We start from the raw sequence: 24,350 nt of genomic DNA on the forward strand, positions 1-24,350 counted from the left end.
TAACAGCGGGTTTCTCCTTTTGTATATGCTTGCAACGTCATGTGTCCGGCACGTAGCCAAACGCCGGGCCTGTCTCGAGCAAGAAAGACAAACTCCATGAACGATATTGCACGCAAGGCGCTCGCGGAGGCTCTGGCCACCCTGCTGTTCGTCTTCACCATCATCACCGCTGTCGCCGCTGCCGACAACTTCGCGCCCGTAGCCATTGGTATGGCACTGATGGTGCTGGTGTACTCCACCGGCCACATCTCCGGTGGACACGTGAACCCGGCTGTGTCCCTCGGTGCCTGGATTCGGGGTGCTATGACCGCCACCGAGATGCTCATCTACTGGGCTGCTCAGATCGTCGGCGGCATCCTTGGCGCCCTGCTGACCCGTGCCGTCATCTCTGATCCGGTCGAGGCTGCGCAGATCCAGTCTCTGCCGGCCTTTGTTGTAGAGGCCGTGTTCACCTTCATCCTCGTGTGGGTCGTGCTGAATGTGGCCACCTCCAAAGAGACCGACGGTAACTCCTTCTTTGGCCTGGCCATCGGTGCCACCGTGATGACCGGTGCCTTCGCTGTCGGCCCCATCTCCGGCGGCGGGTTCAATCCGGCCGTGGCAATTGGGCTGTGCGTCAACGGCAACTTCGCGTGGGACAACGTGTGGCTCTACATTCTCGCGCCGCTGGTCGGTGCAGCCTTGGCGGCGCTCGCGTTCCGCGTTCTCAGCCCGGCTGATGTCGAGCACGACCTGCAGGCCTAAGACTGGCGGAAAGCTCACCTTTCGCGTCCATCGGCGTTGATGTCGGTGATGGCGACGTGCCATCCGTCGTCGGCAAGTTGGCGAGCGACTTCCTTGCCAATGCCGGATGCGGCACCCGTCACGATGGCGTACTTCTGCGCATTCTGCTCTGCGTTCATGGGTCGTATCCTAGAGGAAACAACCTCACGTGTTTGTGGGTTCGGGCGTTACACTGGACCGCATGCCTGCGACCCCCATCCCGACCTACTTGAACGCGATCCTCGACGAGGTGCGCGACAACAAAGAGGGCAACAACGCCGACTACATCGAGACGTTGCGCGACGCTGACCCGGACAAGCTCGCGCTCGCGCTGTGCACCCGCAGCGGCAACCTGTATTCGGTGGGGGATGACGAGTATGAATTCTCCATCCAGTCCATCTCGAAGCCGTTCGTGTACGCGCTTTCACTGGACATGGTCGGTCCGGAAGAGGTCCATAAGTACGTCGGCGTGGAACCGTCGGGCGAGGCGTTCAATGAGCTGTCGCTGGATGACACGCACCGTCCCGCCAACCCGCTGATCAACGCCGGTGCGATCGTGGTCAACGAGCTTGTCGCCGGTGACGGGGTTGTTTTGCGCGAATTCAGCAAGCTCGCGGGACGCGAATTGCTTCTCGACGACAACCTCGCCCGCGCCGAACTCTCCAGCGCCGACCGCAACCTCGCCCTGGGGCACATGCTCCGCGAGTACGGGATGATCAAGGGCGACGTGGAAGAAGTCGTGGCCAGTTACATCCGCCAGTGCTCGATCATGGTGAACGTGAAAGACCTGGCTATCATGGCGGCGACATTGGCCAACGGTGGATTGCAGCCGGTGACGGGGGAGAGGGTGCTCTCTGCGCGGGCGTGCCGGCTCACACAGGCCGTCATGGCGTCTGCCGGCATGTACGACGGTTCGGGCCGCTGGATGAGCCGCGTGGGTATCCCCGCGAAGTCCGGTGTGTCGGGCGGGTTGATCGGGACGCTGCCGGGCCAGCTTGGTGCGGCGTCGTTAAGCCCGCGGCTGAACGAGGAAGGCAACTCCGTGCGCGGTGTAGAGATTTTCCAGCGCATGTCGGAGACCCTCGGTCTGCACATGATGGGTTCTTATTACTACTCCGCGCCGGGTATCCGCACCGTGCACCGCCAGGGTGACACCAACGTGGTCGAGCTGCAGGGCATGATCAACTTCACCGCCGCCGAGACGATCCTCCACGACCTGGTGGAGCGCCACCTGGTCGGCGACAAGCTCGTCCTCGACTTCACCCATGTGACATCGTTCAACATGGCCGGCCGCCGCCTGGTCAAAGAAGGGCTGCGCCAGTTCCGCGAGGAAGGATATGAAGTCGCCGTCTACGACCCGGAAGCCGCCATGCCGGACTACGAATTCTCCGACGGCACCCGTGTCGAATCCATCAAGGACTTCACCGAATCCTTCACCGTCAACGTGTCCCCGGAGGATGCCTACACCGTGGTGTCGGACCCGAAGCAGTGGTGGGAGGACACCGAAGATTCTGTCGAAGGCAATGCCGATGAAAAGGGCGAGTCCTTCTCCATCGAGTCCGACGACGGCACCGGTTACTTCACCGTCGAGCAGGCCGATGACGGCGAGCGCCTCGTGTGGCACTCCGAAACCACCGACGAGGATGGCGAGGACGAGGACTGGCGCGACTCCGACATCATCTTCGACTTTGACCGCGAAGAGGACGGCTCCACCACCGTCCACGTCACCCACCGCGGCCTGAAACCCCACGACAGGCACTATGAGGAGCGGGTGCAGGACTGGCGCGACCGGATTGGTAAGCGCCTCCAGCCGTACATCAACCGCCGCGCCGGGAATTCACGCGCGGCAGAAGATGCGGCTGGGGCTGAGCCCAGCGAGCCCAGCTAGTCTTCGAGTTCCGCGTTGAGGCGCTCCTCGTCGCGCTCACGCTGTTTGCGCAGCATCGCTGGCACGGCGATCACGGCGAAGACGGTGCCGATGATCCCGCCGGTGTACAACCCGCGCGCCAAGGACGGGTCCGAGACGTTGTACGCGATGCCGAACAGCATGACAAAGCACAGCGTGAGGTTCACTATTGCCAGCCCCCACAGCCCGTCTTTGAGCTTCGGTGCTGGGCGGGCGGCGCGGGACTTCAACCATTGCGTGAAGATGAGGTTCGGCCCGATCAGCGGGATGACGATGAGCAACGACCACATCGCATGTGTGCCGGGCAGCACCCAAGCGAGCATAGCGCCGGCGATCAGCGCGAAGGTGGGCAGCAGGGCCAGTGCGATGGTGGAGGCTTGGTGGTAAGTGCGGGTTTCGTATTCGTCGCCAAGCATCTTCTCTGTCTTGGCCAGGATGGTGTCGCCGATGTTCATGGTCAGCTCCTTTGCTGGTCACCGAAGACTTCCTCAACCGTTTTGCCGAGTTCGCGGCAAATGTCGAGCGCCAGGTGAACCGAAGGGGAATAGTTTCCTTTTTCGATGTTGGCTACGGTCTGCCGGGAGACACCGACGCGTTGGGCAAGCTCGGCTTGCGAAAGCTCGTGCCAGCGCCGCCATTGGCGGACCATGTTCGGGTGTGGATCTATGTCGCGCGACATTTTCTAACCGTAAATAATCCCATTCAGAATGTCAAGGAAACTTTACAAACTGCTAACCCCAGTCGCCGAGCGCGCCCTCCAACGCGCCCAACGCTGCATCGATGATCGGCCGCCGTGCATCCTCCGGGCATCCCGCATCCGCCCAATCGAGGCACACAGCCTCCACGAATCCGAAGAACCCGGATACAGCGACAGCTGCGCGTTCACCGTCCGCGCCCACCAGCGCCCGCAGCTTATCGACGCCCGTATCCCGCCCCTCAATCCTCACAAACTGGACCTCCTGCGGCGTATCCCCACGCACCACCGCCGCCCACGCCAGCGGGTGAGCGGCAACGTGATCGAGGTAGACCTGAGCCGCCGCCCGGACCTTGTCGCGTGTCGACGTATTCGGTGGCAGCCCCTCGACCGCCTCCGCTACCGCCGCATCCAGCTCCTCTTCCCGCTGGGCAACCACAGCCGCGTACAGTCCCGCCTTCGAGCCGAAGTGGTGGAAAATCAACCCGACCGAGACGCCCGCGGCCTGGGCTATGTCCTGGGTGGATACCTCGGAGTAGCTGGAGGAGGCGAACAGGGGGCTGGCGACATCGATAAGCGTGTGGCGTCGTTCTGCGACGCTGAGCCGCGTGCGTGTCATGAAAACCACTATACTGAGTGGCGCTCAGTAGGAAAGGAGTCCCATGCTGGAGAACACGATCTGGTGGCACGTCTACCCGCTCGGCGCACTCGGTGCGCCCATCCGCGACCGCGCCGGCGACGATGCCGCGCCGCGTCTGCGTGAGCTTGAACCGTGGCTCGACTACCTCATTGAGCTCGGCTGCGACGGCCTGCTACTCGCCCCGATTTTCGAGTCCGTGGGGCATGGCTACGACACCCTCGACCACTACCGCGTCGACGCGCGCCTGGGCACGAACGAGGACTTCGATTGGCTCATGTCTGCGTGTCGCGAACGCGGCATCAAGGTCATGCTCGACGGCGTGTTCAACCATGTCGCCGCCACGCACCCCGCCGTCGCCGCTGGTCTGGCAGGCTCGACTTCCTGGGAAGGCCACGACGAGCTGGCCACCCTCCACCACGATGACGAGCGCGTCCGCGACATGGTCGCTGACATCATGAAGTTCTGGCTCGCGCGCGGCATCGCCGGTTGGCGTCTCGATGTCGCCTACTCCGTCCCACCCGCCTTCTGGGCCGACGTGCTCGCGCGGGTGCGCGCCGACTACCCCGACGCTCTGTTCCTAGGCGAGGTCATCCACGGCGACTACGCGCAGATCGCGTCTTCCGGCACTCTCGATTCGGTCACCCAGTACGAACTGTGGAAAGCCATCTGGAGCTCGCTTTACGACGAGAACTTCTGGGAACTCGACCACGCCCTTTCCCGCCATACGACCGTGAGCGAATCAATGGTGGCCAACACCTTCGTGGGCAACCACGACGTTGACCGCATCTCGAGCAAGATCGGCCAGGACAAGGCCATCGTCGCGCTGGCCATCTTGATGACACTGCCCGGCATGCCCTCCATCTACTACGGCGACGAGCAGGGCTTCGAAGGCATCCGCGGGGAAGGCTGGACCGCCGACGACTCCGTCCGCCCCGCCCTCCCCGCCAACCCTTCTGATCTGTCGCCGCTGGGTTCATGGATCTTCAACGAGCACCAAGCCCTCGTTGGGCTGCGCCGCCGCCACCCGTGGCTCACCCGCGCGTCCATTGAGGTGCTGGACAAGACCAATGAGACCATTAGCTACCGCGTGAGCGCGGGCCCCAATGCTGACATCGACTCGGGTTCCGCCGGCCCCACCGAGCTCCAGGTCGACGTGTGGTTGCAGCCGGCCCCCGGTGTGCGCATCCGTGCGTGCGAGCACGGGGAGACCGGTGAGACCCTCTACGAGTGGGCAGCTTAGACCCCGGGCGTCGCCACTGCGGAAAAGTTGACAAGCTTGGGATCGATCCGTATCGCGAAAACGCCCTGACCTGGTGCTTTGTTCCTAGGCAGAAATCGAGTTTGTCAACTTTTCCGCAGGCTCCATTGTCGTCGAGCCCGTGCCCTCGAGACTTAGCTCGGCCCTGCCGATTCGGCGGCTGTTCTAGGCAGCCATTCTCGAACGCACGGCATCCCTCAAGTGTTGCGGGATATCGGCGAGGGTGCCTGCTGTCACCCTGATCACTAGCCATCCGCGGAGAGCGCATTCGATGCCTATGCGCGAGTCCTTATCCCTTTGGGTCCGTTCGAGGTGGTGCTCACCGTCGTACATCAAGGCAATCTTCAGATCAGGGAGAGCGAGGTCGAAGACGGTGATGAGGCGGGATTCGTCGTAAAGCGGAAGCTGCTCTACGAGGAAAACCTGCAGCTCTTTGCACACAGCGACGCTTAGCAACCGCATCTCGGTCTCCTTCGGGGAATCGGCGAACCGGCTGGAATGGCCAATCAAAAGGGCGAGCCACCGCCTGTTTAATCTGCGTGCCGCTGCATCGACAACATCCTCGAGTCTGACACCGAGATGACGACGAGCCATGTCGAGCACTTGAATGCACCGCACCTCAACCGCTGTCAATCCCTCGACGTGCAGGACCCGCCATGAATGCAGGCCAGAACGGATATGGCGAATAGCCTCGACGACCGCATCCGCGGGCGGTGAGATCCGAACGTCAAGTCCGCGGTACGTCACGATCCACGGCACGGTCCCGCTGAGATGAGAAACGTGCGGGGTGAAAGCGGTGGCCGCCTGTTTCGTGCGAACCGGACCCGCGAGGGTCGTGTCGCAGTGGTCAGCGAAGAATGGGAGACCGAAAACGGCTAGTGCGCTGAGCCCGGATATCGAATGATTGGGCCGTTCCAATGCCATGGCGAGTGCTCGGGCAGCGGCAGGGGCCCGGTAAACAATTCGACGGGGGTGGTCCCACGACTGCGATTCAGCCAAGTCGAGCGGGCGACCGAGAGTTGGGTCGATCGCGTAGGTGGATGTGACGGTCAGGCCCTCGCCGGGTTCACGGAACCCCCGGCGAACGGCGGAAGACACATCCATCCCATTGAAAGCGTGCAGGGGTTGGTCTCTGAGCGAAGAGGGGTAGCGCGGGTTTCTCATGTCCTGTTGGACTGCGGTAACTGTTCGTTCGGTTCCCTCCCTTCGGCTGGGAGTGCGGAAAAGTTTACAAACTAGAACCAAGTTCAGACACCCAAAAGGCTATGACCAGCGCGTTTGTTTCTAGACCGAAATCCAGTTTGTCAACTTTTCCGCAGGCGCCGCTGAACGCCCGCCCGCCCACGCGGGCCCTGCCTCACCGCAGGGCCCCAAACCACTTACCGCAGCACGTCGCGCCCGTACTTCAGCGCCATGGTGAGCAAGTTGGCCCACTTCTCGGGGGCCAGCCCGTCTGGCCCGGCGATGGAGACGATGCGCTGTTCAGCGACGGTGCGGGCTTCGGTGAACTTGAGCAGGCCGTCGTCACCGTGGCGGCGGCCCACACCGGAGCGCTTCCAACCGCCCATGGGCGCACCGATGGAGGACCAGCCTGCGGCGTACCCTTCGTTGATGTTCACGGTGCCGGCTTCGAGCTGGCTCGCGATCTCGCGGGCTGTCGCGGGTCTGCCCCACACGGACGCGTTCAGGCCGTATTCGGTGTCGTTGGCGCGGCGGATGGCTTCTTCGTGCGAGTCCACAACCTCGATGTAGACGACGGGGCCGAAGACCTCTTCGCGGTGGAGGCGTGCGTCTTCGGGCACATTGAGCAACACGGTGGGGGCGTAGAAGTTCTCACCGAGGTCGGGCAGGCGCTTGCCGCCGGTGGCCACGGTTGCGCCCTTGGACACGGCATCCTCAACGAACGAAGCGACGGTGTCGGCCTGGTCGGAAGAAATCAGCGAACCCATGTCGATATCCCAGTCGTGGCCTGGGCCGATGCGCATCTTCTCGACGCAGCGCACAAACGCCGGGATGAACTTGTCGGCCACGTCGCGGTGGACGTAGATGCGCTCGATAGAAATGCACAGCTGGCCGGTGTTGGAGAAGCAGGCGTGGCGCACGCCGGAGACGACCTTGTCCACGTCGGCGTCGGAGGTGACGATGAGCGGGTTCTTGCCGCCGAGCTCACCGGAGAAGCCGATGAGTCGCTCGCCAGCCTGGGAGGCGAGCTTCGCGCCGGTGTCGGAGGAGCCGGTGAACATGAGGTAGTCGACCGAGTTGACTAGCGCCTGACCCACCTCACGGCCGGAACCAGGCACGACGGTCAGCACATCTTTGGGCAGGCCGGCTTCAGCAAGCAGTTCGGCGGCGCGCAGGGAGGTCATCGGGGTCGACGAGTCCGGCTTGAGCACGACGGTGTTGCCCGCCATGATCGCCGGGATCGCGTCAGAAATGGCCAGGACGAGCGGGTAGTTCCAGGGCGCGATGATGCCGACCACGCCGACGGGCGCGTGCTGCACCTGCGTTTTCGTCGCGATTGGCAGGGCGACCTTCGCGCGGTCCGGGGAGAGCAGTTTCTCCGCGCGGTAGGCGTAGTGGCGCGCGGTCAGCGCGTTGTCCAGCACTTCTTCGAAGGCGGCGCGGCGGTTTTTGCCGTTTTCGTCCTGGATGATGTCCAGGAGTTCCTTTTGGTGCTTGAGCACGAGGTCGTGGTAGCGCAGCATGATTTTCTTGCGCTCTTTGACTGCGGTGGCGGCCCATTCGGGCTGCTTGGCGCGGGCGCGCTCGACGGCTTCGAGTGCCGTGTCGGCGCCGTAGTAGTTGGTGGTGCCCACGATCGTGCCGTCGGCGGGGTTTTTAATGGTGATGGTCGTGTTGTTGTTCACGCTCGTCGTCATAACCCCCAAATCTAGTGCACCTGGCGGCGACGGTACAGGTAGTTTGCGCCAAAAAATTACTTAGCGACGTCTCCGCCCACCCCGACAAACCTGCGCACCAACGAGCGGTATGCCGCCGCAGTTAGGGCGACGTCTTCCACGTCAATGTACTCGTCGTGGGAGTGCAGCTGGTCGAGGACTTCGCCGAAACTGCGCTCGCGGGCGTGCAGCGCGAACCCGTAGCCGACTCCGCCGAGGCGCCGACCAAAGCGCAGGTCGGAGCCTCCTGCGGCGATGGTGGGTACGACGGGGACGCCGGGGAAGAACTCGTCAAGCGTATCGACGATAGCGTCGTAGAGCGGGCCCTCCGTCGGCGACACCGTGGCATCTTCGGTGATGAGGTGTTCGATGGTGACGCGGTCAGCGAGGTCACCCAAGGCGTTCCGCAGCAGCTCGTCGATTTCCTCCTGGGTCTGTCCCGGCAGCGGGCGAATATCTAGTTCGAGGTACGCGGTCGACGGCAGCACATTAATAGCGCCGCCGGCGCGCAGCACGGTGGGGGAGGCAGCTAGGTGGCTCATCGCGTGGGAGTAACGGGCCAGGTCGCCCAAGGCCTCGTAGTTCTCGCCGCGCAGCAGTTGTGCTTCGGTCTCGGGGTCGAAGCGGAACGCGCGGACGTAGCCCTGCCACAGCTCGTCGGAAACGACGTCGGGCTCGAGCGCGGCCAGCCGGCGCGCCACTTCGCCGATCAGCCCGACGGTCATCTCGCGGCCGTAGGGTGCGGAGCCGTGGCCCGCGTCGCCATGCACGGTCAGGCGGCGCTGAGCTGCGCCTTTCTCACCGACGACGACAACGATCGCGTCACCATCGCCAACCACCGGCAAGTGCGATCCTGCTGTCTCGGACAGGCAGTTGCGCCAGCTGAAGGCCTCGGGCTCGTTCTGGGAGATCCAGCCGGCACCCAGGCCGCCACGGGCTTCCTCATCGGCGCAGCCGACGAAGGTCAGGGTGCCGCGCGGCGGGTTGCCTGCCTGCGCCTCAATAGCGACTTCGCGGGTGACGGCGGCCATCGCTGCGGTAATGAAGAGCATGTCCATGGCACCGCGGCCGTAGATGCGGCCGTCGATAAGCTCGGCGCCGAAGGGGTCCTTGGTCCACTTCGGTTCGTCGACAGGGACGACGTCGGTGTGGCCGAGGAGGGTGAGCGGCTCGGCGGACGGGTCGGAGCCCTCAATGGTGAAGGCGACGGAGACGCGGCCCGGGTGCGGCTCGAAGCGGCGCACGGACACGACCGAGGAGTCCTCCCCGAGAGCCTCCGCGAAGAAAGCCTCGAGGGTTTCGGCGTTGCGCACCTCCTGGCCGGAGTCTGCCGTTAGGTCGTTCACGCAGGTGTTGCGGATGAGCTGCTGCAGCAGGTCGACGGTGGTGTCGGTCAGGTCGGTGGGGGTGCGGTCTGTCATTGGCGGTGTCAGTGCTCCTTCGGGCTTTGGGTGAGGGTGCCGGTCGGACTGGAATCCAGAATGTATTGTGCGAGCTTATCCAACGCGTTCTGGCAGTCTTCTTCCGAGCCGTCAAGTGAGCGGGCCGCAATAGCGATGCCGTAGGTGGTGTCGCCGATGGTGGTAAAGCCCATTTGGCGGGAGTGCCAGGAGCCGTCGTCGGCATCAGACCAGCCGCCCTTGAAGGGCATGTCGGCAATGCGCCCGAGGCCGTAAGAGTGCTCCGGGTTGATCTTGTGCATCTCGTCGATCACGGGGTGGTCCTCCGGCAGGGAGGCCAGGTGGCGGGCATAGCGGGCCTGGGCGGGAACGGGCCACACGGTCGTTCCAAAATACGGTCCCACCTGGACGGACATTCCGCCTTTGGCGATCTCTTCGCCGACGAGCTGGCTGGCTTCGTCGTCGGAGCCCAAGCACGACCACAGGCTTGAGGCTGCGTCGTTGTCGGAGTATTCGATGGAGGCGGATGTCAGCTCCGCAAGTGTTTCCTCGTCGTAGGAACAGTAGTCTTGCGCGGCCACAGCGATCGGGATTTTGATGGTTGACCAGGCGGGTAGCATGCCGACGGAGCCTGCGGAGGCGTCGGTGGTGCCGTCGAAAAGCGAAATGCCTGCCTGGGTGCCTGTATCTTCCTCGATGGCGGCGACGGCCTCAGCCATGTCGTCGAGGTCCAGGTGCTGTGGCGCAGGGGCCGGTCCGGGTGTGACGGGAGGAGCATCCTCAGGCTTGTTTCCGCAGGAACTAAGCCCCAGCGGGAAAGCGAGACACGTGGATAACAGCAGTGCCGCAGTCGGCGTGGGACGCTTCACAAGACTGATACTGTAGCCCCTTTTCAGTAGGGTTAACAGACATGGGTGATCTTGAGGTCGTAGGCAGTGTTGAGGAAGCCGTTGATAAGCTCATTGAGCTGTATCGCGCATCGTGCCTCCTCGCCCGCGAAAGCCTCGATTCCGGTGACGTTGCGCGCTATGAGGGCGTGAAGTACCCGAAGATCGCCGTGGAGGTCAAAGAGTGGCACCCCGTCGACCGCTCGCAGCCGTTCGGCTATGTCGATGAAGCTGGCGTGTACTCGGCGGTGCTGTCGCGGCCGGACATAATGGCCCGCTATTTGCGCCACCAGCTGCAGTGCTTGGTGATCAACTACGACTGCGAGATCGCCGTCGGCTATTCCGACGTGGGCATTCCGCCGGAGTACATCCGCGGGCTCGAAGGCATCAATGAAGCGCGGCGCTCACGGTCCGGCACCGTCATTCCGCGGCCGACGCTTGACGACGTCCACGATGCCATCATCGACGGCGACTGGGATGCCTTTCACGGACCGGAGAAACCCCTGTTCCACTTCGGGCCGCAACGCTTCGACATCGCGTGCGCGCGGATCGAGCACTACACCGGCATCGAGGTCGATTCGGTGCAGCGGTTCATCCTGTTCACCAACTACGAGATGCACACGCGTGAGTTCGTGAAATTCGGGTTGTCGCAGCTCGCGGGGGAGGAGACCCGTTACTCGGCGCTGATTCTGCCGAACGGGCGCACGATCACGCGCGGGGATGTCGCCGACATCGACCAACTGGCCATGGACTTGGCTTCGCGCTACCAGATGCCGCGCTTCGACTTGGCCGCCGAGGATAACTCCGGCGTGACCATGATCAACATCGGCGTGGGCCCGTCGAACGCGAAGACGGTGACGGACTGCCTCGCTGTTCTGCGCCCCGAGTGCTGGATCATGATCGGCCACTGCGCCGGCTTGGATGCCCGCATGCGCATCGGCGACCTTATTCTGGGCAACGCCTACGAGCGCCGCGACCACGTGCTGCAGAACCACATCAAGTCTGAGCTTCCCATTCCCGCCGTGCCGGAGATCCAGCGCACGCTAGAGAAATCGGTGAAGAAGATTTACGGCGAGGAGGAGCAGTCCCTCATGCGCACCGGCACGGTGCTGTCCACGGACGACCGCAACTGGGAGTGGCAGACCCCGCGCGAGCTGTGGGATTGGTTGCGGCACTCCACCGCGGTGGCCGTGGATATGGAGTCCTGCACCATCGCGGCGAACGGGTACCGCTACCGCGTTCCCTACGGCGCACTGCTCGCCGTGTCCGACTTGCCGCTGCACGCCGTGCCGAAGCTGCCGGCTGCGGCGCAGGCCTTCTACTCCAACTCGAAGGAAGCCCACGTGATGTGCGCTGTCCGCGCGATGGAACGCCTCGCCGAGCACCCTGAGCGCCTGCGTACCCGCAAACTGCGCCGTGCGCAGGGTGAGGTCCCGTTCCGGTGACTTTTCACGACCCGGAGTTCAACGACCCTGCTGTCGAGCTCGCTCACCGCAGCGCGATCCGCTCCATCGAGCGCGTCGTGCATGAAACAGCGCAGCCAACTCCGCCCGAGCAGGCACTCGCGGAGATTGCCCGCATGCTCAACCGCGGCCCCGCCCTCATCCTCACCGGCGCTGGCATGTCCACGGAGTCCGGCATTCCCGACTACCGTTCGCCCGGTGGCCGGTTGTCCAAGGGCCGCCCGATGACGTACCAGGAATTCGCCCATTCGCCGGCTGCGGTGCGCCGCTACTGGGCCCGCGCCTTCGTGGGCATGCGCTACATGCGCGCCGCTCACCCAAACCGTGCCCATTTCGCGCTAGTGGAGCTGGAGCGCGCCGGGTTGATCCGCGGCATTGTCACACAAAACGTCGACGGGCTTCACCTCGAGGCGGGTTCCCAGAATGTCATTGCGCTGCATGGCGACATGGAGCACGTCGTGTGCCTCGATTGCGGCCGCCGCGAAACACGCACGCTTTTCGACGCCCGCCTCGACGCCGCCAATCCCGGCTACTTCGAATCCGTCACCGTGACTGAGGGCATGATCAACCCCGACGGTGACGTGGAGTTGCCCGATTCTGCGGTGGAGCGGTTCACCATGTTGACGTGCGGGGCCTGCGGGGGCCAGCGGCTCAAACCGGACGTGGTCTACTTCGGGGAGAATGTTCCGCGGCAGCGCCGCGCCGAGGCGGGGCAGTGGCTGGCGGAGTCGACATCGCTCATTGCGGTGGGGACGTCCTTAGCCGTGATGAGCGGGTACCGCCTCGTGCTTGACGCACGCGCGCAGGAGAAGCCGGCCGCGGTGGTCAACGGTGGTCCCGGTCGGGCCGATCAGAAAGTGACCACATTGTGGCGCAGCAATGTCGGCGACGCGCTGGACAGCATTTTGGATGAGCTCGGGCTCTAGGTGCGGCCAGAGTGCGGGCCGGTTGTGCGGCGAATCTGTGAATCAGCCCTCAAAATGTGGTGACTTTTCGGGACTCGCGTAGATAATCCACGGTTTATGCGACGAGGGCAAGTAGCGTTTGAACCGTGAAACAGCTGGCTGGGCGGGTAAGCATCGCCGTGACACTCATCGTGGTGATTGTTTTCGCCCTGTACCGTTACTGGGCCAATCATCTCGAAGGCACAAGTGTCTTCGAAACAGATATTCCACTGGATTTGTGGATTTACCTCCGCGGTGGCGAGCGGGTGCTCGACGGGGTCAATGTCTACGACGCCCCGATCTATGACGACCTTCCGTTCACTTACCCGCCGCTTTCCGCCATGCTGTTCGCGGGGTTGAGCCTGCTGCGCGATGAGACCGTGACCATGTTGTGGCACATTGGCACCCTCATCGGTATCGGGTGGGTCATCTGGGCTTGCCTGAAACGGTTGAAGGTGCAGGTCACGCCGCTGCACGCTGTGCTCATCCCGCTGTTGACCGCCACGTTCGTGCTGATGGCCGAACCGCTGCACGCCACGATGTTCTGGGGGCAGATCAATGTCATGCTCATGGTGCTCGTCTGCCTCGACTTCCTGCCGACTAAGTACCGCCTACCGGGTATCGGGGTGGGTCTGGCCGCGGGCATCAAGCTCACCCCGGCGTTTTTCGGACTGCTGTTTCTTGTGCAACTGCGTTGGCTCGATGCCCTGATCAGCTTTGTGACGTTCCTGGTCACAGTGGTCGTCGGGTACCTCACCGTCCCAGATGCGCACGTGTTCTGGACGCGGGCGGCGTTCGATTCCGAGCGCGTCGGCGTGCACACCAACCCGGGGGCGCAGTCGCTGCGCTCCATCCTGATCCGCGTCTACGGGGTAGATTCCACCGCGGTGTGGGCGGCGATCGTCGTCGCCATGATGGTCCTGCTCGTCTGGACGTTGTGGCTGTGCGTCAAGCACGACAACATCCCGGCAGCGGTCGGACTGACCGGCATCGGTGCGTGCATGGTGTCCCCGTTCAGCTGGTACCACCACTGGGTGTGGCTCGTGCCGTTCGGCATCGCTGTGTTCGTCGCAGCCAACCGCGCCGGCGCCGGTTACGCGCAGAACAATCCGGTGCGCTGGCAGGCCGCGGGCGTGCTCTCGGTTGCGGCGTTGTTGCTGGTCATCCTGCCGTACTGCGCAACGAACGTGGCAACGGGGTGGCTCGCGGACGAAAGCTCCACGCCGCTGCAACTGTCTGAACGCTTCCACATGCTCCGCTACGTTGCTGGGGCACTGATCATGATGCTCGGCACGGTGGGGTACTACCTGTTGCAGGAAAAGCGCTACGGCCGCGTACCCGCCGACCGTGCCGCGACTCGCTCCCCAGGCGCAGACGCAGACGCAGGCGCAGGCGCTGACGGCTCCACTGTCACTACAGTGGAGGAGCATGATCTACAGCTTCGAGGGCACAACACCGGTCATCGCTGAATCGGCGTTTGTGGCGCCGGAGGCGACCATCATCGGCGACGTGGTGATCGGGGAGGACGCGGCGATCTTCCCGGGCGTGGTCATCCGCGGTGACGTTGGCGGCATCCGCATCGGTGCCCGCACGAACGTCCAGGACAACAGCGTCATTCACGTCCAGACCGGCACAACGACCGTGCTCGGCGACGATGTCACTGTCGGCCACATGGCCATGGTTCACGGTGAAGAAGTCGGAAACGGCACGATGGTCGGCATGGGGGCGACGGTGCTGGCCTACTCGAAGATCGGCTCAGGCTGCATCATCGGCGGCGGCGCTGTCGTGCTCGAAGGGGCAGAAATTCCCGACGGCTCGCTCGCCGCGGGAGTTCCAGCGAAAGTGCGCCGCGAGCTTTCCGACGACGAAAAGGCCGGGCTGGTCAATCACGCCGCCATGTACGCGGACCTAGGCCGTCGTCACGCTGAGGGGCTCACGGAGCACGAGGTCTAGCGCGACCGCGCGGGCGATGTCGCGCACCATTTCGCGGTGCGTGGGGATCATCCGCAAGCTGGCGGCCGCCCCATCCGGCAGGTTCGCCCGGACGGTGCGGGCGAAGACGGCGGGGGCGTGGGGGTCGTCGATAAACGCGCTGCCAGCGACGACCAACGTGGAGGCGTCATGCTGCGCCATCAAGTCCGCCGCGACGGCGCCCAGCTCCTCAGCCCTCTCGTCAAGGGTCTGTCGGGTGGAGGAGTTGGACGAGGCGTGGGATACAGCGTCGATAAGCGAGCTGGTGGGCTCCTCAATGCGCTCGAGCAGCCCGTGCGTGGTCAGGTCCTCGCGGTCGACCGCGATGGGCAGCACGCCTTTGTCTTCGGTGACGGCAGCGCCGATGGAGTCGTCGGCGAAAATCGCCATGATGGAGCCGCTGCCCGGGTGCTGGTCAGACTGGATCTCGGAGCCGATAATGGCAGCGACGGCCGAGGTCACGGTGACCGGGACGGAGAACTGTTCGCGCAGCTGGGCGGCGAACGGAGCGTCGTGCCAGCCGAGGTTCGGCGCTGTGACCGCGCCTTGCGGGCTGACTGAGCCGGACGTGGTCACCCCGACGGTGGCCAGCGGGCGGTCAAGATCCGCCATGAGCCGGTTCAACCCCGCCATGATGTGCTGGATGAAATCGTCCTGGCTGATGCTGGCGACATCGATCTCCACGTCTGTGTCGCGGATGGTGCGGCCTTTGATGTCGAACAGCGCGATGTACGTGGCCGCCGTACCCACCGAAATCCCGGCGTGGACGGGGTGCGTGTCGCTCAGCTCGAGCGGAATGATCGGGCGGCCGCGGCCTTTCGACTTCGATAGGTCCGCCCGCTCTGTCACATATCCGGCGCTCATGAGCGCCGCGATGGCGCGCGTGACGGTCGGCTGGGACAGCCCCGTCGCCGTGACGAGCTCACTGCGGGACGTCACGGGACTCAACCGCACCATGTGCAAGCATTTCGCCGTCGGGTTGTGGGGGCGCGAGAACGCGGACCACGAGGATTTCATAGTTTCCATCATAGAACGGAACTAGACCGGCTAGTCTAATCGAGGCCCCCGTAACAGCTCTGGCAGGGCTTTTGCTGCCGTGTCAACCAAAGTTACATTTGAAATTCTAGACAGCTCGGTATGCATTGGGGTGACCTCAATAATGGGAGTCCCCAATTCATGCGCGAGCAGCGGTAACCCGGCCGCCGGAAACACCACCCCGGATGTGCCCACGATGACGACCAAGTCCGCCTCAACCATGCGCCGCTCCGCCTCGTCCCACTCCTTCGGGGGCAACGGCTCACCGAACCACACCACCCCCGGACGCACCAGGTTCCCGCACAGCGGGCACGAAGGAGGCGTGAGCTTTTCGACGGGCTCTTCCGGCAGCTCAATCTCCCCCTTATACGGCCGCGAACAGATGGAGCAGCGGAACTCGAACAGGGAGCCGTGCAGGTGCACGATATCGTCCGGGTTGTTTGGGCCGTCAGGGGTGCTGTTGACAAGCACGGCGCGTTCATGCAGATTATCGATGTTCTGCGTGGTCACAGTGACCCGCACTCCCTCGCGGCGGCCCCATTCAGCGATAGCGAGGTGCCCGGCGTTCGGTTCGGCGCGGCTGGCCAGGCGGGCGCGCCAGAGGTACCAGGCCCACATGGGTTCAGGGTCGCGTGCCCAGGCATCGATCGAAGCCATTGCCTGCGGGTCGACGTTTTCCCACACCCCCGTAACGGCATCGCGGTAGGTGGCGATGCCACTGTCGGCGGACATGCCAGCACCGGTAAAGACTTCCACCCGTTTCGCGTCCCCGACAAGCTGACGTGCATATTCGAGTCCGTCCATGGGCCCCACTGTACCGTTACGTGCAAAGTGCCTTGAAGGGTTAGACTCTGCGTCTATGAGTTCATCCATCTCGGTTGGTTCTGCGGAGAGCGACCGCCAACCCTCGCTCCTCGACGCGACGTGTGAAGACTTCGTCTACGACCTCGCGGAGCTTTCACCTACGGTGGCCACCGAGATCGGCATTCCCGGTCACGACCACGGGTTGCAGGACTTCAGCCCCGAGCACTGGCACGCCATTGCTGACCGCATCCGCGACTTGATCGCCGACGTCGACGCGCTGAACGACGGCACCGACGACTCCGACGATGACGATGACTTCGATGGAGTCGATTACGTCACCGGCGCTATCTTGCGCGACCGGATGGCCGTCGAGCTGGAGTTGCACCACCGCGGGGAGGACCTGCGGATGCTCAACAATATTACCTCGCCGGTGCAGGTCATCCGCAACGCCTTCACCATCATGCCGAAGGTGACAGATGAGGACTTCGACAACATCGCCTCCCGCCTGGGCCAGGTGCGTTACTCGCTGGCGGGCTACCGCGAGTCCTTGGCGGAGGCGGCGAGCCAGGGTGATGTCGCCTCCCAGCGCCAGATCGATGCCGTGATTAGCCAGTGCGAGGCGCTGGCCGAAGACGGCTCGATGTTCGAGGAGCTCGGCCTCGAGGCTGATGCCGAGCCGGTGCGCCAGGCGAAGGAGGCGTTCGCGGAGATGGCGGACTGGCTCTCTTTGGAGCTCGCCCCGCTGGCCGCGCACACCGACGCGGTGGGCCGCGAGCGCTACGAGCTGTTCTCCCAGTTTTTCCTCGGCCGCACCGTTGACTTGGACGAGGCGTACGACTGGTCGCTGGAGACCCTCGCTGAGCTGGTCGAACGCCAGCAGAAGGTCGCGGACGAACTGTACGGCGAGTGCACGGCGCGCAGCGCTTATCGACGTCTCGACGAAGACCCCGACTACACCGTCAACGACGACGTTGCTCTGGTCGATTGGATGCAGGCGATGAGCGACCGGCTGATCTCCCAGCTCGACGGCACGATGTTCACCCTGCCAGAGGAGATCAAGACGCTTGACTGCCGCGTCGACGAGAACCTCGGCGGCGGCCTGCGCTACACCCCTCCGTCAGAGGACCTGTTGCGCCCCGGCATCCTGTCCTGGTCGGTGCCGGAAGGTCAAGAGTGCTTCCACGCCTGGCAGCAGCTGGCCCGCATCTGCCACGAGGGCGTGCCCGGCCACCACGTGCAGCAGGGGATTGCCATGACGCAGCGCAACACCCTCAACCTGTGGCGTCGCACCTTGAACTGGAACGCCGCCCACGGTGAGGGATGGGCCGTCTACGCGGAGCGCATGATGGAGGAGCTCGGTTTCTTCGAGGACCCGGGCTACCGCATGGGCCTTCTTGATTCCCTGCGCCTGCGCCTGGCTCGCGTCGCTGTCGACATTGGTGTGCATCTGCACAAGAAGACCCCGGACGGTGTCGGCAACTGGGACGTGTCCTACGCCAAGGCGTTCTTACGCGACAACACCGCCATGAACGAGCTGAACCTCACCTTCGAGCTCGACCGCTACATGGGCTGGCCGGCACAAGCCACCACCTACGCGCTCGGCTACCGTGACTGGATGGACCTGCGCGAAAAGGCCTGTGAGAAGGGCATGACACTGCTCGAGTTCCACGACAAGGCGCTGCGCCTGGGTTCCATGCCGATGGACATGTTGGCCCACCAGGTGCTGGGACATTAGCCAGCTACTGACCGGCCAACTAGCCGCGCGAAAGCCGCCGGAGGATCTTCGGCAGCGCTGCCGCGAAGACGAGAATGCAGATCAACCTGATCAGCTGCAATGACACCACGGCCGGCCCGCCGCCGCCTTCGCTAGATAGGGCGAGGACGGTTTCGATGGCGCCGGGGCTCGTGGCTAAGTAGCCCTCGAAATAGGTGATCCCGAGCCAGAGCGAGACGACCCACCCCATGGCTGCGCAGGATGCCATGACCACCACGATGAACGTGATGGTGGCGGGCAGCAATTGCGCGAAGCGTTTCAGGCCGGGCACGTCCAGGCCGCCGCCGCAGATCCACCCGACGGACATGAACGCCATCACGGCCAGCGGCTCGGGCGGGATGATCGGCACTGGCAACACAGCCGCCAGCACGGCGGTGAGAATGAGCGGGCCGAACACGCTCGCCGCGGGCAACCGCGCCCAGGAGCCGAGCCGGTTGCCCACCACCGAGATCGCGGGGATGAGCAGCCACATCCACCACTGTCCGCTCGCACCCGCGGAATGGTCGCCCCCGGGCGTGACCAGCAGGGAGGCGACGAGCGGCAGCGTCATCGACACCGCGAGCAGCCGCAGGTATTGGGTCAGGGCGACGTAGCGCATGTCGGCACCTAGCTCGCTCGCCAGCGCTGGCATGATCGACGCCCCACCGGACAGCATCGACAAAACGCCTGTTTCGCGGCTGACCCGCCCGCGGGAGTATCCGGCCAATGCGAGCCCGCCGAAGAACCCGATGCCCACGATCACCGCCGCCGACACCAACCCCGGCACCAGGTAGTGCAGCAGTTCGCGCGGTGGCACCCCGGCTAGCGGCACGGCGGCGAGCACGCCGATGATCCCGCGGCAGAACGCGTAGAACTGTTTGTTCACGTGCAGTTCGCGGCCCGTGCCCAGCGCGGAGATCCCGGAGACGATGATCGCGGCGAGGATCCATGCCGCCGGCACATCCCAGTGCGCGAGCAGCAGCCCCAGCGCCACGGACGCCGGGGCGACGATCATCCACCGCTGCCACTGCTTCACGTCGCGCTATGCTACTCCCCGTGACTGTCGTTCTCGTTCTCGCCGCTGCGCTCGCGGGCTGGGTGGACGCGGTCATCGGCGGGGGAGGGCTGATTCTCATTCCGGCGCTCATGGCCGGCACGTCGCTCCCGCCGGCGGCGGTGTTGGCGACGAACAAGATCGCGTCGGTCTCCGGCACGGGCACGGCGGCGGTCACGCTGGTCCGTCGCGTAGGCGCGCCGCGGCATATCTGGGGTTACGCGCTCATTGCGGGGTTACTCTCAGGGTGCGGCGCGGCGTTCGCCTCGCTTATCGACGCTTCCATCCTCCGCCCCCTCATCATCACCCTTCTTCTGACCGTGGGGGTGTTCGTGGCATTCAACCCGTCGTTCGGGACGGCGTCGGCGAACCCGATCTTGACGCGCCGCCGCGTCGTGTTGGGCGCGTGCCTGGTGGCGGCAATTGGGTTTTACGACGGCATTTTCGGCCCCGGCACCGGCATGTTCCTCATCATGGGTTTCACGGCGTTATTCGCCCAAGACTTTCTGCGCTCGGCCGCGATGGCGAAGGTGGTCAACACCGCCACCAACGTGGGTGCGCTGGTGGTGTTCATCTCGGCCGGGTTCGTGGACTGGCCGCTGGCGCTCGCCTTAGCGGCCGCGAATATCGTCGGCGCGCAGATCGGTGCCCGCACCGTCCTCGGTGGCGGGGCGCGGCTGGTCCGCTACGCCTTGCTGGCCCTCGTGGTGGTGCTTTCTGGCTATTTGATTTACCAGCAGATCGCGTAGCGGGCCACAGCTCGCGTTCAGCCCCCGGCGTTACGGTGAGTGTGTGCTTAGAACGATGAATGCGGTCGCCGTGACTGTCGGCCCGCTGGGCGGCGAGGACTGCGCAGACGTCGAGGACGTCGTGGAAGCGGCGTTATGGTTTGCGCGTCAAACCAGCGCGGAGAAACTTCGTCTTATTGCCGAGCCGGAGGAAATGCTGCAGCTCGCCGTCGCCCTGGCCACCCGGGAACACATCCCGGATAACCTCGTGCTTGTGGAGACCGGCCACGAGCTCAACGACGAGTTCGTCGCCGTCTCCTCCGACTTCGTCCTGAAACTTACTCGAGAACAAGCGAGCCGTTGACCAGACCGATCACGGCGAAGACAGCACCGACTGCAATGAGCGCCACCACGACCCATTCGAAGGTGTTGAACGGCTTTTCCTTCACGGCTAGGCGCGTCCACACGTAGGCGATGAGGCCCGGGATGACGGCCAACGCACCGAATAGGACGTACACCGGGTCAGCTGCGTAAATCAGCCACAGTGAGTAGATGAAGCCGATAATTCCGATGGCGAGGTGCCGGCGGTTGTCGGCTGCGGAGACTTCGGGGCCGGAGTCGTCGAAAAGCGTGCCGGCGTGCGGGTGTGTCAGCCCCTTACCGCGCACCGCTAGCAGAATGAGGTACAGCGTCGAGAAGATGTACGGCAGCAAGTACATGATCGTGGCTAGCTGCACCATCGCGTTGTACGACGTCTCGTTGGCGAAGAAGAGGATCACGCAGAACTGCACCACCGCCGTGGAGATCAGCTGTGCGATGTATGGCGCGCCCGAGGCGTTTGTGGTGGCCAGACGCTTCGGCAGCAGGCCGTCTGTGGCCATCATGACGATCGGTTCCGCGCACAGCATCTGCCACGAGATGTAGGCGCCGAGCACCGACAAGCACAGGCCGATGGAGATGAGCACACCGCCCCACGGGCCGACTGCAGCTTCGAGCACCGCGCCCATCGAGTTGTCTGGCAGCGCGGCGAGTTCTTCGCGGGTAAGCACGCCATACGACAGCGTCGACACCGCCACCAGCAGCGCCAGCACGGACAGGAAGCCGATCACGGTCGCCCGGCCGACGTCCTGGCGGGAGCGGGCCTGCTTGGAGTACACCGACGCGCCCTCAATGCCGATGAAGACCCACACGGTGAACAGCATGATTCCCTGGAGCTGCTCGGACAGTGGAATGCCGGAGTTCTCACCCCAGAAGTCGAGCGTGAATTTGTCCCAGCTGAAGCCGACGAACGCGATGAGCACGATGAAGGCGAGGATGGGCACGAGCTTGGCGATCGTCGTGATCAAGTTCATCGCCGCCGCCTGCTTGATGCCGCGTGTCAGCGCGAAGAAGATACCCCACGTCAAAAGCGACACCGAAATGGCCATCACCCACGTGTTGTCCGGGTCGAAGAACGGGATGTAGTGGCCCAGCGTTCCGAAGAACAGCGTGGCGTACCCCACCTGCGCGATCACCGAGCCGAGCCAGTAGCCCCAACCGGAGGTGAAACCGATGAAGTCGCCGAGGCCGGCGCGCACGTAGGAGTACACGCCGGAATCCAGGTGCGGTTTGCGCCGAGCGAGGGTCTGGAAGACGAAAGCAACGGACAACATGCCCACGCCCGCGATCGCCCAGCCGATGAGCATCGCGCCGGGGCTGGCCACCGATGCAATATTCTGCGGCAGCGCGAAAATTCCGGAGCCGACAGTCGAACCAATAATGAGGGAGACCAGCGTCCAAATCGTCACTGAGGGCGCGCGCTGGTTATGGGCAGTACTCATAGATAAATAACTTAACTCATAGATAAATAACTTACTGTGTTAAGCCTATAAAATTCACATCCGGTTCTTAGTCCGCGCTGTCGCAGGCGCAGTCCACGGGTCCTCCGGCCAGGGGTGCTTCGGGTACCGGCCGCGCATTTCTTTGCGCACGTCCTGGTAGGGCCCGTTCCAAAAGCTCTCCAGGTCGTCGGTCACAGCGAGTTCGCGGCCCGCGGGCGAGAGCAGGTGAAACAGCACCCTCTCATTGCTTATCGACGGGCTCACCCCCAAACCGAAGCACTCCTGCAACTTCACCTTCACCACCGGCCGGCCGCTGCTGTAGTCAATGCGCGGGTGCGAGCCGCTCGGCACCGCCAATTTTTCGGGGGCGAGCTCATCCATCCTGGCGGCTTCGGGCCACGGGAGCTGTCGGGTAAGGGCGGCGTGCATATCCAGCTTGTCCAGTGGGGTGCCGTGGGCGAGCTGCTGGGTCTCTGGCGAGTAGTCGCCCTTTGTAACGTCCGGCCACGGGTCGCCGTGCTGGGCGTGGAGGAAATCGAGCCGCTCTTTGAGTCGTCTGGCTTTGTCGTCGAGGGGGAACTGCTCGAAGCTCAGGTGCTTCAGCGCCTCCGCCGCTTCCTCGGCGGTGAGTTGAATGGGTGTTGAATCCAGCTCAATGGCGCCTATGGAACGAACCCGGCGGCCGCGCACTTTGCCGCCCTCGAGCGTGGCTGTGGTCTCGGTGGTGACGCGGTGTGCGGGGAAGTCAGTCGCCGCCGCCGCGCGAATGATGGCGCCCTTGTGCGTCAGCTGTACTTCGGCGGCGACGATCCAGTCGGCGGGCGGGATGGACGAGTCGAGAGTTGCGCGGGTGCCGCTGGCCAGCAAGTATTCACGCTCGTCGAGACGCTTCGCCACCCACTCCGGGTAGGCGGAGGCGACCACATCGCCGGCCGGGACGGGCGCAGAATCTGGCACCATCTTCGCTAGGTGTTGGACCTGGTTCTTCGGCGCGCGGGCGTGGGCGTGGGCAAGGTCGCCGCCGATTCCCTCGGCGAGCGCAGCGACGGTCGGGGCGGCTCCGGAGCCATGTTCTAGCAGCGCGGCACCGAGGCGCGGGTCGAGCGGGAGGCGGGATAGCTGCTCACCGAAGGGGGTGATGGCTCCGCCTTCGAGCGCGCCGAGCGCCTCCAACGTTCGATGCGCGGCTTCCAGTGCGCCGGCAGGTGGCTGGGTCAGTAGCGGTAGATCCGGTGAGCCCCACGCCGCCAACGTCAACGCCGCAGAGGTCAGGTCCGACGTGGCGATCTCCGGCACAATATCGGCGCTGAAGTGCTGGTAGTCGGATTCCGAGTACGCCCGCAGCACCTCACCCGGTCCGAGACGTCCCGCGCGGCCGGCACGCTGGTCTGCGCTCGTCTTCGCCGCTGAAACGGTGACCAGGCCCGTCATGCCGCGGGCAGCGTCGCGGCGGGGGACGCGCGACAGCCCGGCGTCGACGACGCGACGGACACCGGGGACGGTAATGGAGGACTCGGCAATGGATGTCGCCACGACGACCGGGGCATCACCGTTTAGCGCGTCATCTTGTTCTTTCGAGCTCAGCCGGCCATGGAGTGGCGCAGCGGAACCGTTCGGCAGGTGCGCGCAGACCTGGTCCACTTCGCGCACGCCGGGAACGAACACGAGGGTGCGTTCGCTAGCACCCCGCGCTAAGTCGGCAACATGCGCGTAGAACTCCGGCGACCCCTCAGCACGGCCCGGATGCGGGTGGTAGGAGACGTCCAGCGGATGGGTGACTGCTTCGGTGGAGAGGATCCGCGCACCCATGTGCTCCGCCAGGGCGGCCGCGTCGAGGGTGGCCGACATCGCCGCCAGGTATAAGTCCTCGCGCAGGAAAGCGACCTCCATGGCCATCGCCAGGACAAGGTCGGTGTCTAGCTGACGCTCGTGAACCTCGTCGATGATCACCGCGCCGACACCGGTCAGCTCTGGGTCGCGCAGCAGGCGATTGAGCAGGACCCCCGGCGTGACGAACTCGACTAGCGACCCATCACGGTGCTCACCGCGGATGGAGTAGCCGACGCGGTGGGGGGAGCCGTCGAGAAGCGAAAGGCGTCGCGCGGCCGCACGCACCGCAACTCTGCGCGGGGCCGTGACCAGCGTCAACCCTTCGACTTTGTTGCTGATCGCCGGCGGGACCAGCGTCGTCTTACCCGTGCCGGGCGGAGCCTCAACCACCAACGGGCCGTGCGCGGGCAGGTCACCGATCACGCCGGCGACGGGGAGGCCCTGGCCAATCACGGAGAGGTCGAACATGTCGGACCAGGGTAGTCGAAATGCACACTGTAGTGC

22 protein-coding genes and 1 pseudogene are annotated in these 24,350 nt (G+C 64.3%); 10 read left to right on the forward strand and 13 right to left on the reverse strand.

The features are described 5' to 3' along the window. Window positions 1-96 precede the first annotated feature (96 nt). On the forward strand, window positions 97-744 hold the full coding sequence (locus KBX18_RS02465; RefSeq protein ID WP_005287521.1) for an MIP/aquaporin family protein: 648 nt from the start codon (window positions 97-99) through the stop codon (window positions 742-744). A gap of 14 nt (window positions 745-758) precedes the next feature. Here KBX18_RS02465 and KBX18_RS02470 read toward each other — a convergent pair whose 3' ends face one another. Further along, complete coding sequence (locus KBX18_RS02470; RefSeq protein WP_005287518.1) at window positions 759-902, reverse strand: SDR family NAD(P)-dependent oxidoreductase; 144 nt, start codon at window positions 900-902, stop codon at window positions 759-761. 62 nt (window positions 903-964) lie between these two features. Between KBX18_RS02470 and KBX18_RS02475 the strand changes: the two are divergent. Continuing rightward, window positions 965-2,182, forward strand: a pseudogene (locus KBX18_RS02475) (glutaminase); the annotation flags it as partial. A gap of 464 nt (window positions 2,183-2,646) precedes the next feature. On the opposite strand, the gene KBX18_RS02480 reads toward KBX18_RS02475, so the two are convergent. From KBX18_RS02480 to KBX18_RS02490, 3 genes are read right to left on the reverse strand one after another with little or no spacing between them, the layout of a single operon-like run. Next, on the reverse strand, window positions 2,647-3,123 hold the full coding sequence (locus tag KBX18_RS02480) for a hypothetical protein (protein WP_005287512.1): 477 nt from the start codon (window positions 3,121-3,123) through the stop codon (window positions 2,647-2,649). A 2-nt stretch (window positions 3,124-3,125) separates the two neighbouring features. Beyond that, window positions 3,126-3,347 carry a helix-turn-helix transcriptional regulator gene (locus KBX18_RS02485; RefSeq protein WP_005287509.1) on the reverse strand — a complete coding sequence of 74 codons (222 nt, stop codon included), beginning with the start codon at window positions 3,345-3,347 and terminating at the stop codon, window positions 3,126-3,128. 52 nt (window positions 3,348-3,399) lie between these two features. Further along, entirely contained in the window at window positions 3,400-3,981 is a 582-nt protein-coding gene (locus KBX18_RS02490; protein ID WP_255994684.1) for a TetR/AcrR family transcriptional regulator, read from the reverse strand. 43 nt (window positions 3,982-4,024) lie between these two features. On the opposite strand from KBX18_RS02490, the gene KBX18_RS02495 reads away from it, so the two are divergent. Continuing rightward, complete coding sequence (locus KBX18_RS02495; RefSeq protein ID WP_255994685.1) at window positions 4,025-5,242, forward strand: alpha-amylase family protein; 1,218 nt, start codon at window positions 4,025-4,027, stop codon at window positions 5,240-5,242. A gap of 183 nt (window positions 5,243-5,425) precedes the next feature. Here the strand turns inward: KBX18_RS02495 and KBX18_RS02500 are convergent, their stop codons facing one another. The 4 genes from KBX18_RS02500 to KBX18_RS02515 all read right to left on the reverse strand — a co-directional run bounded on the left by KBX18_RS02500 (window position 5,426) and on the right by KBX18_RS02515 (window position 10,426). Continuing rightward, a complete protein-coding gene (locus KBX18_RS02500) occupies window positions 5,426-6,358 on the reverse strand; it encodes a hypothetical protein (RefSeq protein WP_255994686.1) in 933 nt (310 codons plus the stop codon). Between the two features lie 281 nt (window positions 6,359-6,639). Next, on the reverse strand, window positions 6,640-8,139 hold the full coding sequence (locus KBX18_RS02505; protein WP_255994687.1) for a succinic semialdehyde dehydrogenase: 1,500 nt from the start codon (window positions 8,137-8,139) through the stop codon (window positions 6,640-6,642). Window positions 8,140-8,195: 56 nt separating this feature from the next. Beyond that, window positions 8,196-9,578 (reverse strand): M20/M25/M40 family metallo-hydrolase, encoded by a 1,383-nt coding sequence (locus tag KBX18_RS02510; protein WP_255994688.1) that lies wholly within the window; start codon window positions 9,576-9,578, stop codon window positions 8,196-8,198. An 8-nt stretch (window positions 9,579-9,586) separates the two neighbouring features. Then, the gene (locus KBX18_RS02515; protein WP_255994689.1) at window positions 9,587-10,426 is read right to left on the reverse strand and encodes a class A beta-lactamase-related serine hydrolase; all 840 of its coding nucleotides are present in this window, start codon (window positions 10,424-10,426) and stop codon (window positions 9,587-9,589) included. 41 nt (window positions 10,427-10,467) lie between these two features. On the opposite strand from KBX18_RS02515, the gene amn reads away from it, so the two are divergent. From amn to KBX18_RS02535, 4 genes are all read left to right on the forward strand, one after another. After that, window positions 10,468-11,889: an AMP nucleosidase gene (gene amn / locus KBX18_RS02520; protein WP_005287494.1), complete on the forward strand. Its 1,422-nt coding sequence runs from the start codon at window positions 10,468-10,470 to the stop codon at window positions 11,887-11,889. Then, entirely contained in the window at window positions 11,886-12,833 is a 948-nt protein-coding gene (locus KBX18_RS02525) for a Sir2 family NAD-dependent protein deacetylase (protein WP_255994690.1), read from the forward strand. Before amn ends, KBX18_RS02525 begins: the two co-directional genes overlap by 4 nt. Window positions 12,834-12,958: 125 nt before the next feature. Continuing rightward, a complete protein-coding gene (locus tag KBX18_RS02530) occupies window positions 12,959-14,320 on the forward strand; it encodes a glycosyltransferase 87 family protein (protein WP_255994691.1) in 1,362 nt (453 codons plus the stop codon). After that, the gene (locus KBX18_RS02535; protein WP_255994692.1) at window positions 14,280-14,804 is read left to right on the forward strand and encodes a gamma carbonic anhydrase family protein; all 525 of its coding nucleotides are present in this window, start codon (window positions 14,280-14,282) and stop codon (window positions 14,802-14,804) included. The genes KBX18_RS02530 and KBX18_RS02535 overlap by 41 nt, the downstream gene beginning before the upstream one ends. Here KBX18_RS02535 and KBX18_RS02540 read toward each other — a convergent pair. Beyond that, window positions 14,760-15,839, reverse strand: a complete 1,080-nt coding sequence (locus KBX18_RS02540) for an ROK family protein (RefSeq protein WP_255994693.1) — start codon at window positions 15,837-15,839, stop codon at window positions 14,760-14,762. The genes KBX18_RS02535 and KBX18_RS02540 overlap by 45 nt on opposite strands. A gap of 30 nt (window positions 15,840-15,869) precedes the next feature. Then, window positions 15,870-16,661 (reverse strand): NAD-dependent deacylase, encoded by a 792-nt coding sequence (locus KBX18_RS02545; protein ID WP_005287480.1) that lies wholly within the window; start codon window positions 16,659-16,661, stop codon window positions 15,870-15,872. A 55-nt stretch (window positions 16,662-16,716) separates the two neighbouring features. Between KBX18_RS02545 and KBX18_RS02550 the strand changes: the two genes are divergently transcribed. Continuing rightward, window positions 16,717-18,396: a DUF885 domain-containing protein gene (locus KBX18_RS02550; protein WP_255994694.1), complete on the forward strand. Its 1,680-nt coding sequence runs from the start codon at window positions 16,717-16,719 to the stop codon at window positions 18,394-18,396. Window positions 18,397-18,415: 19 nt separating this feature from the next. Here the strand turns inward: KBX18_RS02550 and KBX18_RS02555 are convergent, their stop codons facing one another. Then, window positions 18,416-19,429, reverse strand: a complete 1,014-nt coding sequence (locus tag KBX18_RS02555; protein WP_255994743.1) for an AbrB family transcriptional regulator — start codon at window positions 19,427-19,429, stop codon at window positions 18,416-18,418. Window positions 19,430-19,458: 29 nt separating this feature from the next. Here KBX18_RS02555 and KBX18_RS02560 point away from each other — a divergent pair, with 29 nt between their 5' ends. Then, window positions 19,459-20,217, forward strand: a complete 759-nt coding sequence (locus KBX18_RS02560; RefSeq protein ID WP_255994695.1) for a TSUP family transporter — start codon at window positions 19,459-19,461, stop codon at window positions 20,215-20,217. Between the two features lie 43 nt (window positions 20,218-20,260). Beyond that, window positions 20,261-20,560 (forward strand): hypothetical protein, encoded by a 300-nt coding sequence (locus KBX18_RS02565; protein WP_255994696.1) that lies wholly within the window; start codon window positions 20,261-20,263, stop codon window positions 20,558-20,560. Here KBX18_RS02565 and KBX18_RS02570 read toward each other — a convergent pair. Both KBX18_RS02570 and KBX18_RS02575 read right to left on the reverse strand, forming a co-directional pair. Further along, entirely contained in the window at window positions 20,535-22,016 is a 1,482-nt protein-coding gene (locus KBX18_RS02570; protein ID WP_255994697.1) for an amino acid permease, read from the reverse strand. The genes KBX18_RS02565 and KBX18_RS02570 overlap by 26 nt on opposite strands. 54 nt (window positions 22,017-22,070) lie before the next feature. Next, window positions 22,071-24,314 (reverse strand): ATP-dependent RNA helicase, encoded by a 2,244-nt coding sequence (locus KBX18_RS02575; RefSeq protein ID WP_255994698.1) that lies wholly within the window; start codon window positions 24,312-24,314, stop codon window positions 22,071-22,073. Window positions 24,315-24,350 lie beyond the last annotated feature (36 nt).

The sequence above is a fragment of the Corynebacterium sp. CCUG 69979 genome, assembly GCF_024454095.1.
Lineage (GTDB): Bacteria > Actinomycetota > Actinomycetes > Mycobacteriales > Mycobacteriaceae > Corynebacterium > Corynebacterium genitalium.

Excerpts from the sequence above, each read along its gene's own strand:
- KBX18_RS02465 (WP_005287521.1), top strand. The coding sequence starts at position 97 with ATGAACGATATTGCACGCAAGGCGCTCGCGGAGGCTCTGGCCACCCTG.
- KBX18_RS02470 (WP_005287518.1), bottom strand. The coding sequence starts at position 902 with ATGAACGCAGAGCAGAATGCGCAGAAGTACGCCATCGTGACGGGTGCC.
- KBX18_RS02480 (WP_005287512.1), bottom strand. The coding sequence starts at position 3,123 with ATGAACATCGGCGACACCATCCTGGCCAAGACAGAGAAGATGCTTGGC.
- KBX18_RS02485 (WP_005287509.1), bottom strand. The coding sequence starts at position 3,347 with ATGTCGCGCGACATAGATCCACACCCGAACATGGTCCGCCAATGGCGG.
- KBX18_RS02490 (WP_255994684.1), bottom strand. The coding sequence starts at position 3,981 with ATGACACGCACGCGGCTCAGCGTCGCAGAACGACGCCACACGCTTATC.
- KBX18_RS02495 (WP_255994685.1), top strand. The coding sequence starts at position 4,025 with ATGCTGGAGAACACGATCTGGTGGCACGTCTACCCGCTCGGCGCACTC.
- KBX18_RS02505 (WP_255994687.1), bottom strand. The coding sequence starts at position 8,139 with ATGACGACGAGCGTGAACAACAACACGACCATCACCATTAAAAACCCC.
- KBX18_RS02510 (WP_255994688.1), bottom strand. The coding sequence starts at position 9,578 with ATGACAGACCGCACCCCCACCGACCTGACCGACACCACCGTCGACCTG.
- amn (WP_005287494.1), top strand. The coding sequence starts at position 10,468 with ATGGGTGATCTTGAGGTCGTAGGCAGTGTTGAGGAAGCCGTTGATAAG.
- KBX18_RS02535 (WP_255994692.1), top strand. The coding sequence starts at position 14,280 with ATGATCTACAGCTTCGAGGGCACAACACCGGTCATCGCTGAATCGGCG.
- KBX18_RS02540 (WP_255994693.1), bottom strand. The coding sequence starts at position 15,839 with ATGAAATCCTCGTGGTCCGCGTTCTCGCGCCCCCACAACCCGACGGCG.
- KBX18_RS02545 (WP_005287480.1), bottom strand. The coding sequence starts at position 16,661 with ATGGACGGACTCGAATATGCACGTCAGCTTGTCGGGGACGCGAAACGG.
- KBX18_RS02550 (WP_255994694.1), top strand. The coding sequence starts at position 16,717 with ATGAGTTCATCCATCTCGGTTGGTTCTGCGGAGAGCGACCGCCAACCC.
- KBX18_RS02555 (WP_255994743.1), bottom strand. The coding sequence starts at position 19,429 with ATGATCGTCGCCCCGGCGTCCGTGGCGCTGGGGCTGCTGCTCGCGCAC.
- KBX18_RS02560 (WP_255994695.1), top strand. The coding sequence starts at position 19,459 with ATGCTACTCCCCGTGACTGTCGTTCTCGTTCTCGCCGCTGCGCTCGCG.
- KBX18_RS02570 (WP_255994697.1), bottom strand. The coding sequence starts at position 22,016 with ATGAGTACTGCCCATAACCAGCGCGCGCCCTCAGTGACGATTTGGACG.
- KBX18_RS02575 (WP_255994698.1), bottom strand. The coding sequence starts at position 24,314 with ATGTTCGACCTCTCCGTGATTGGCCAGGGCCTCCCCGTCGCCGGCGTG.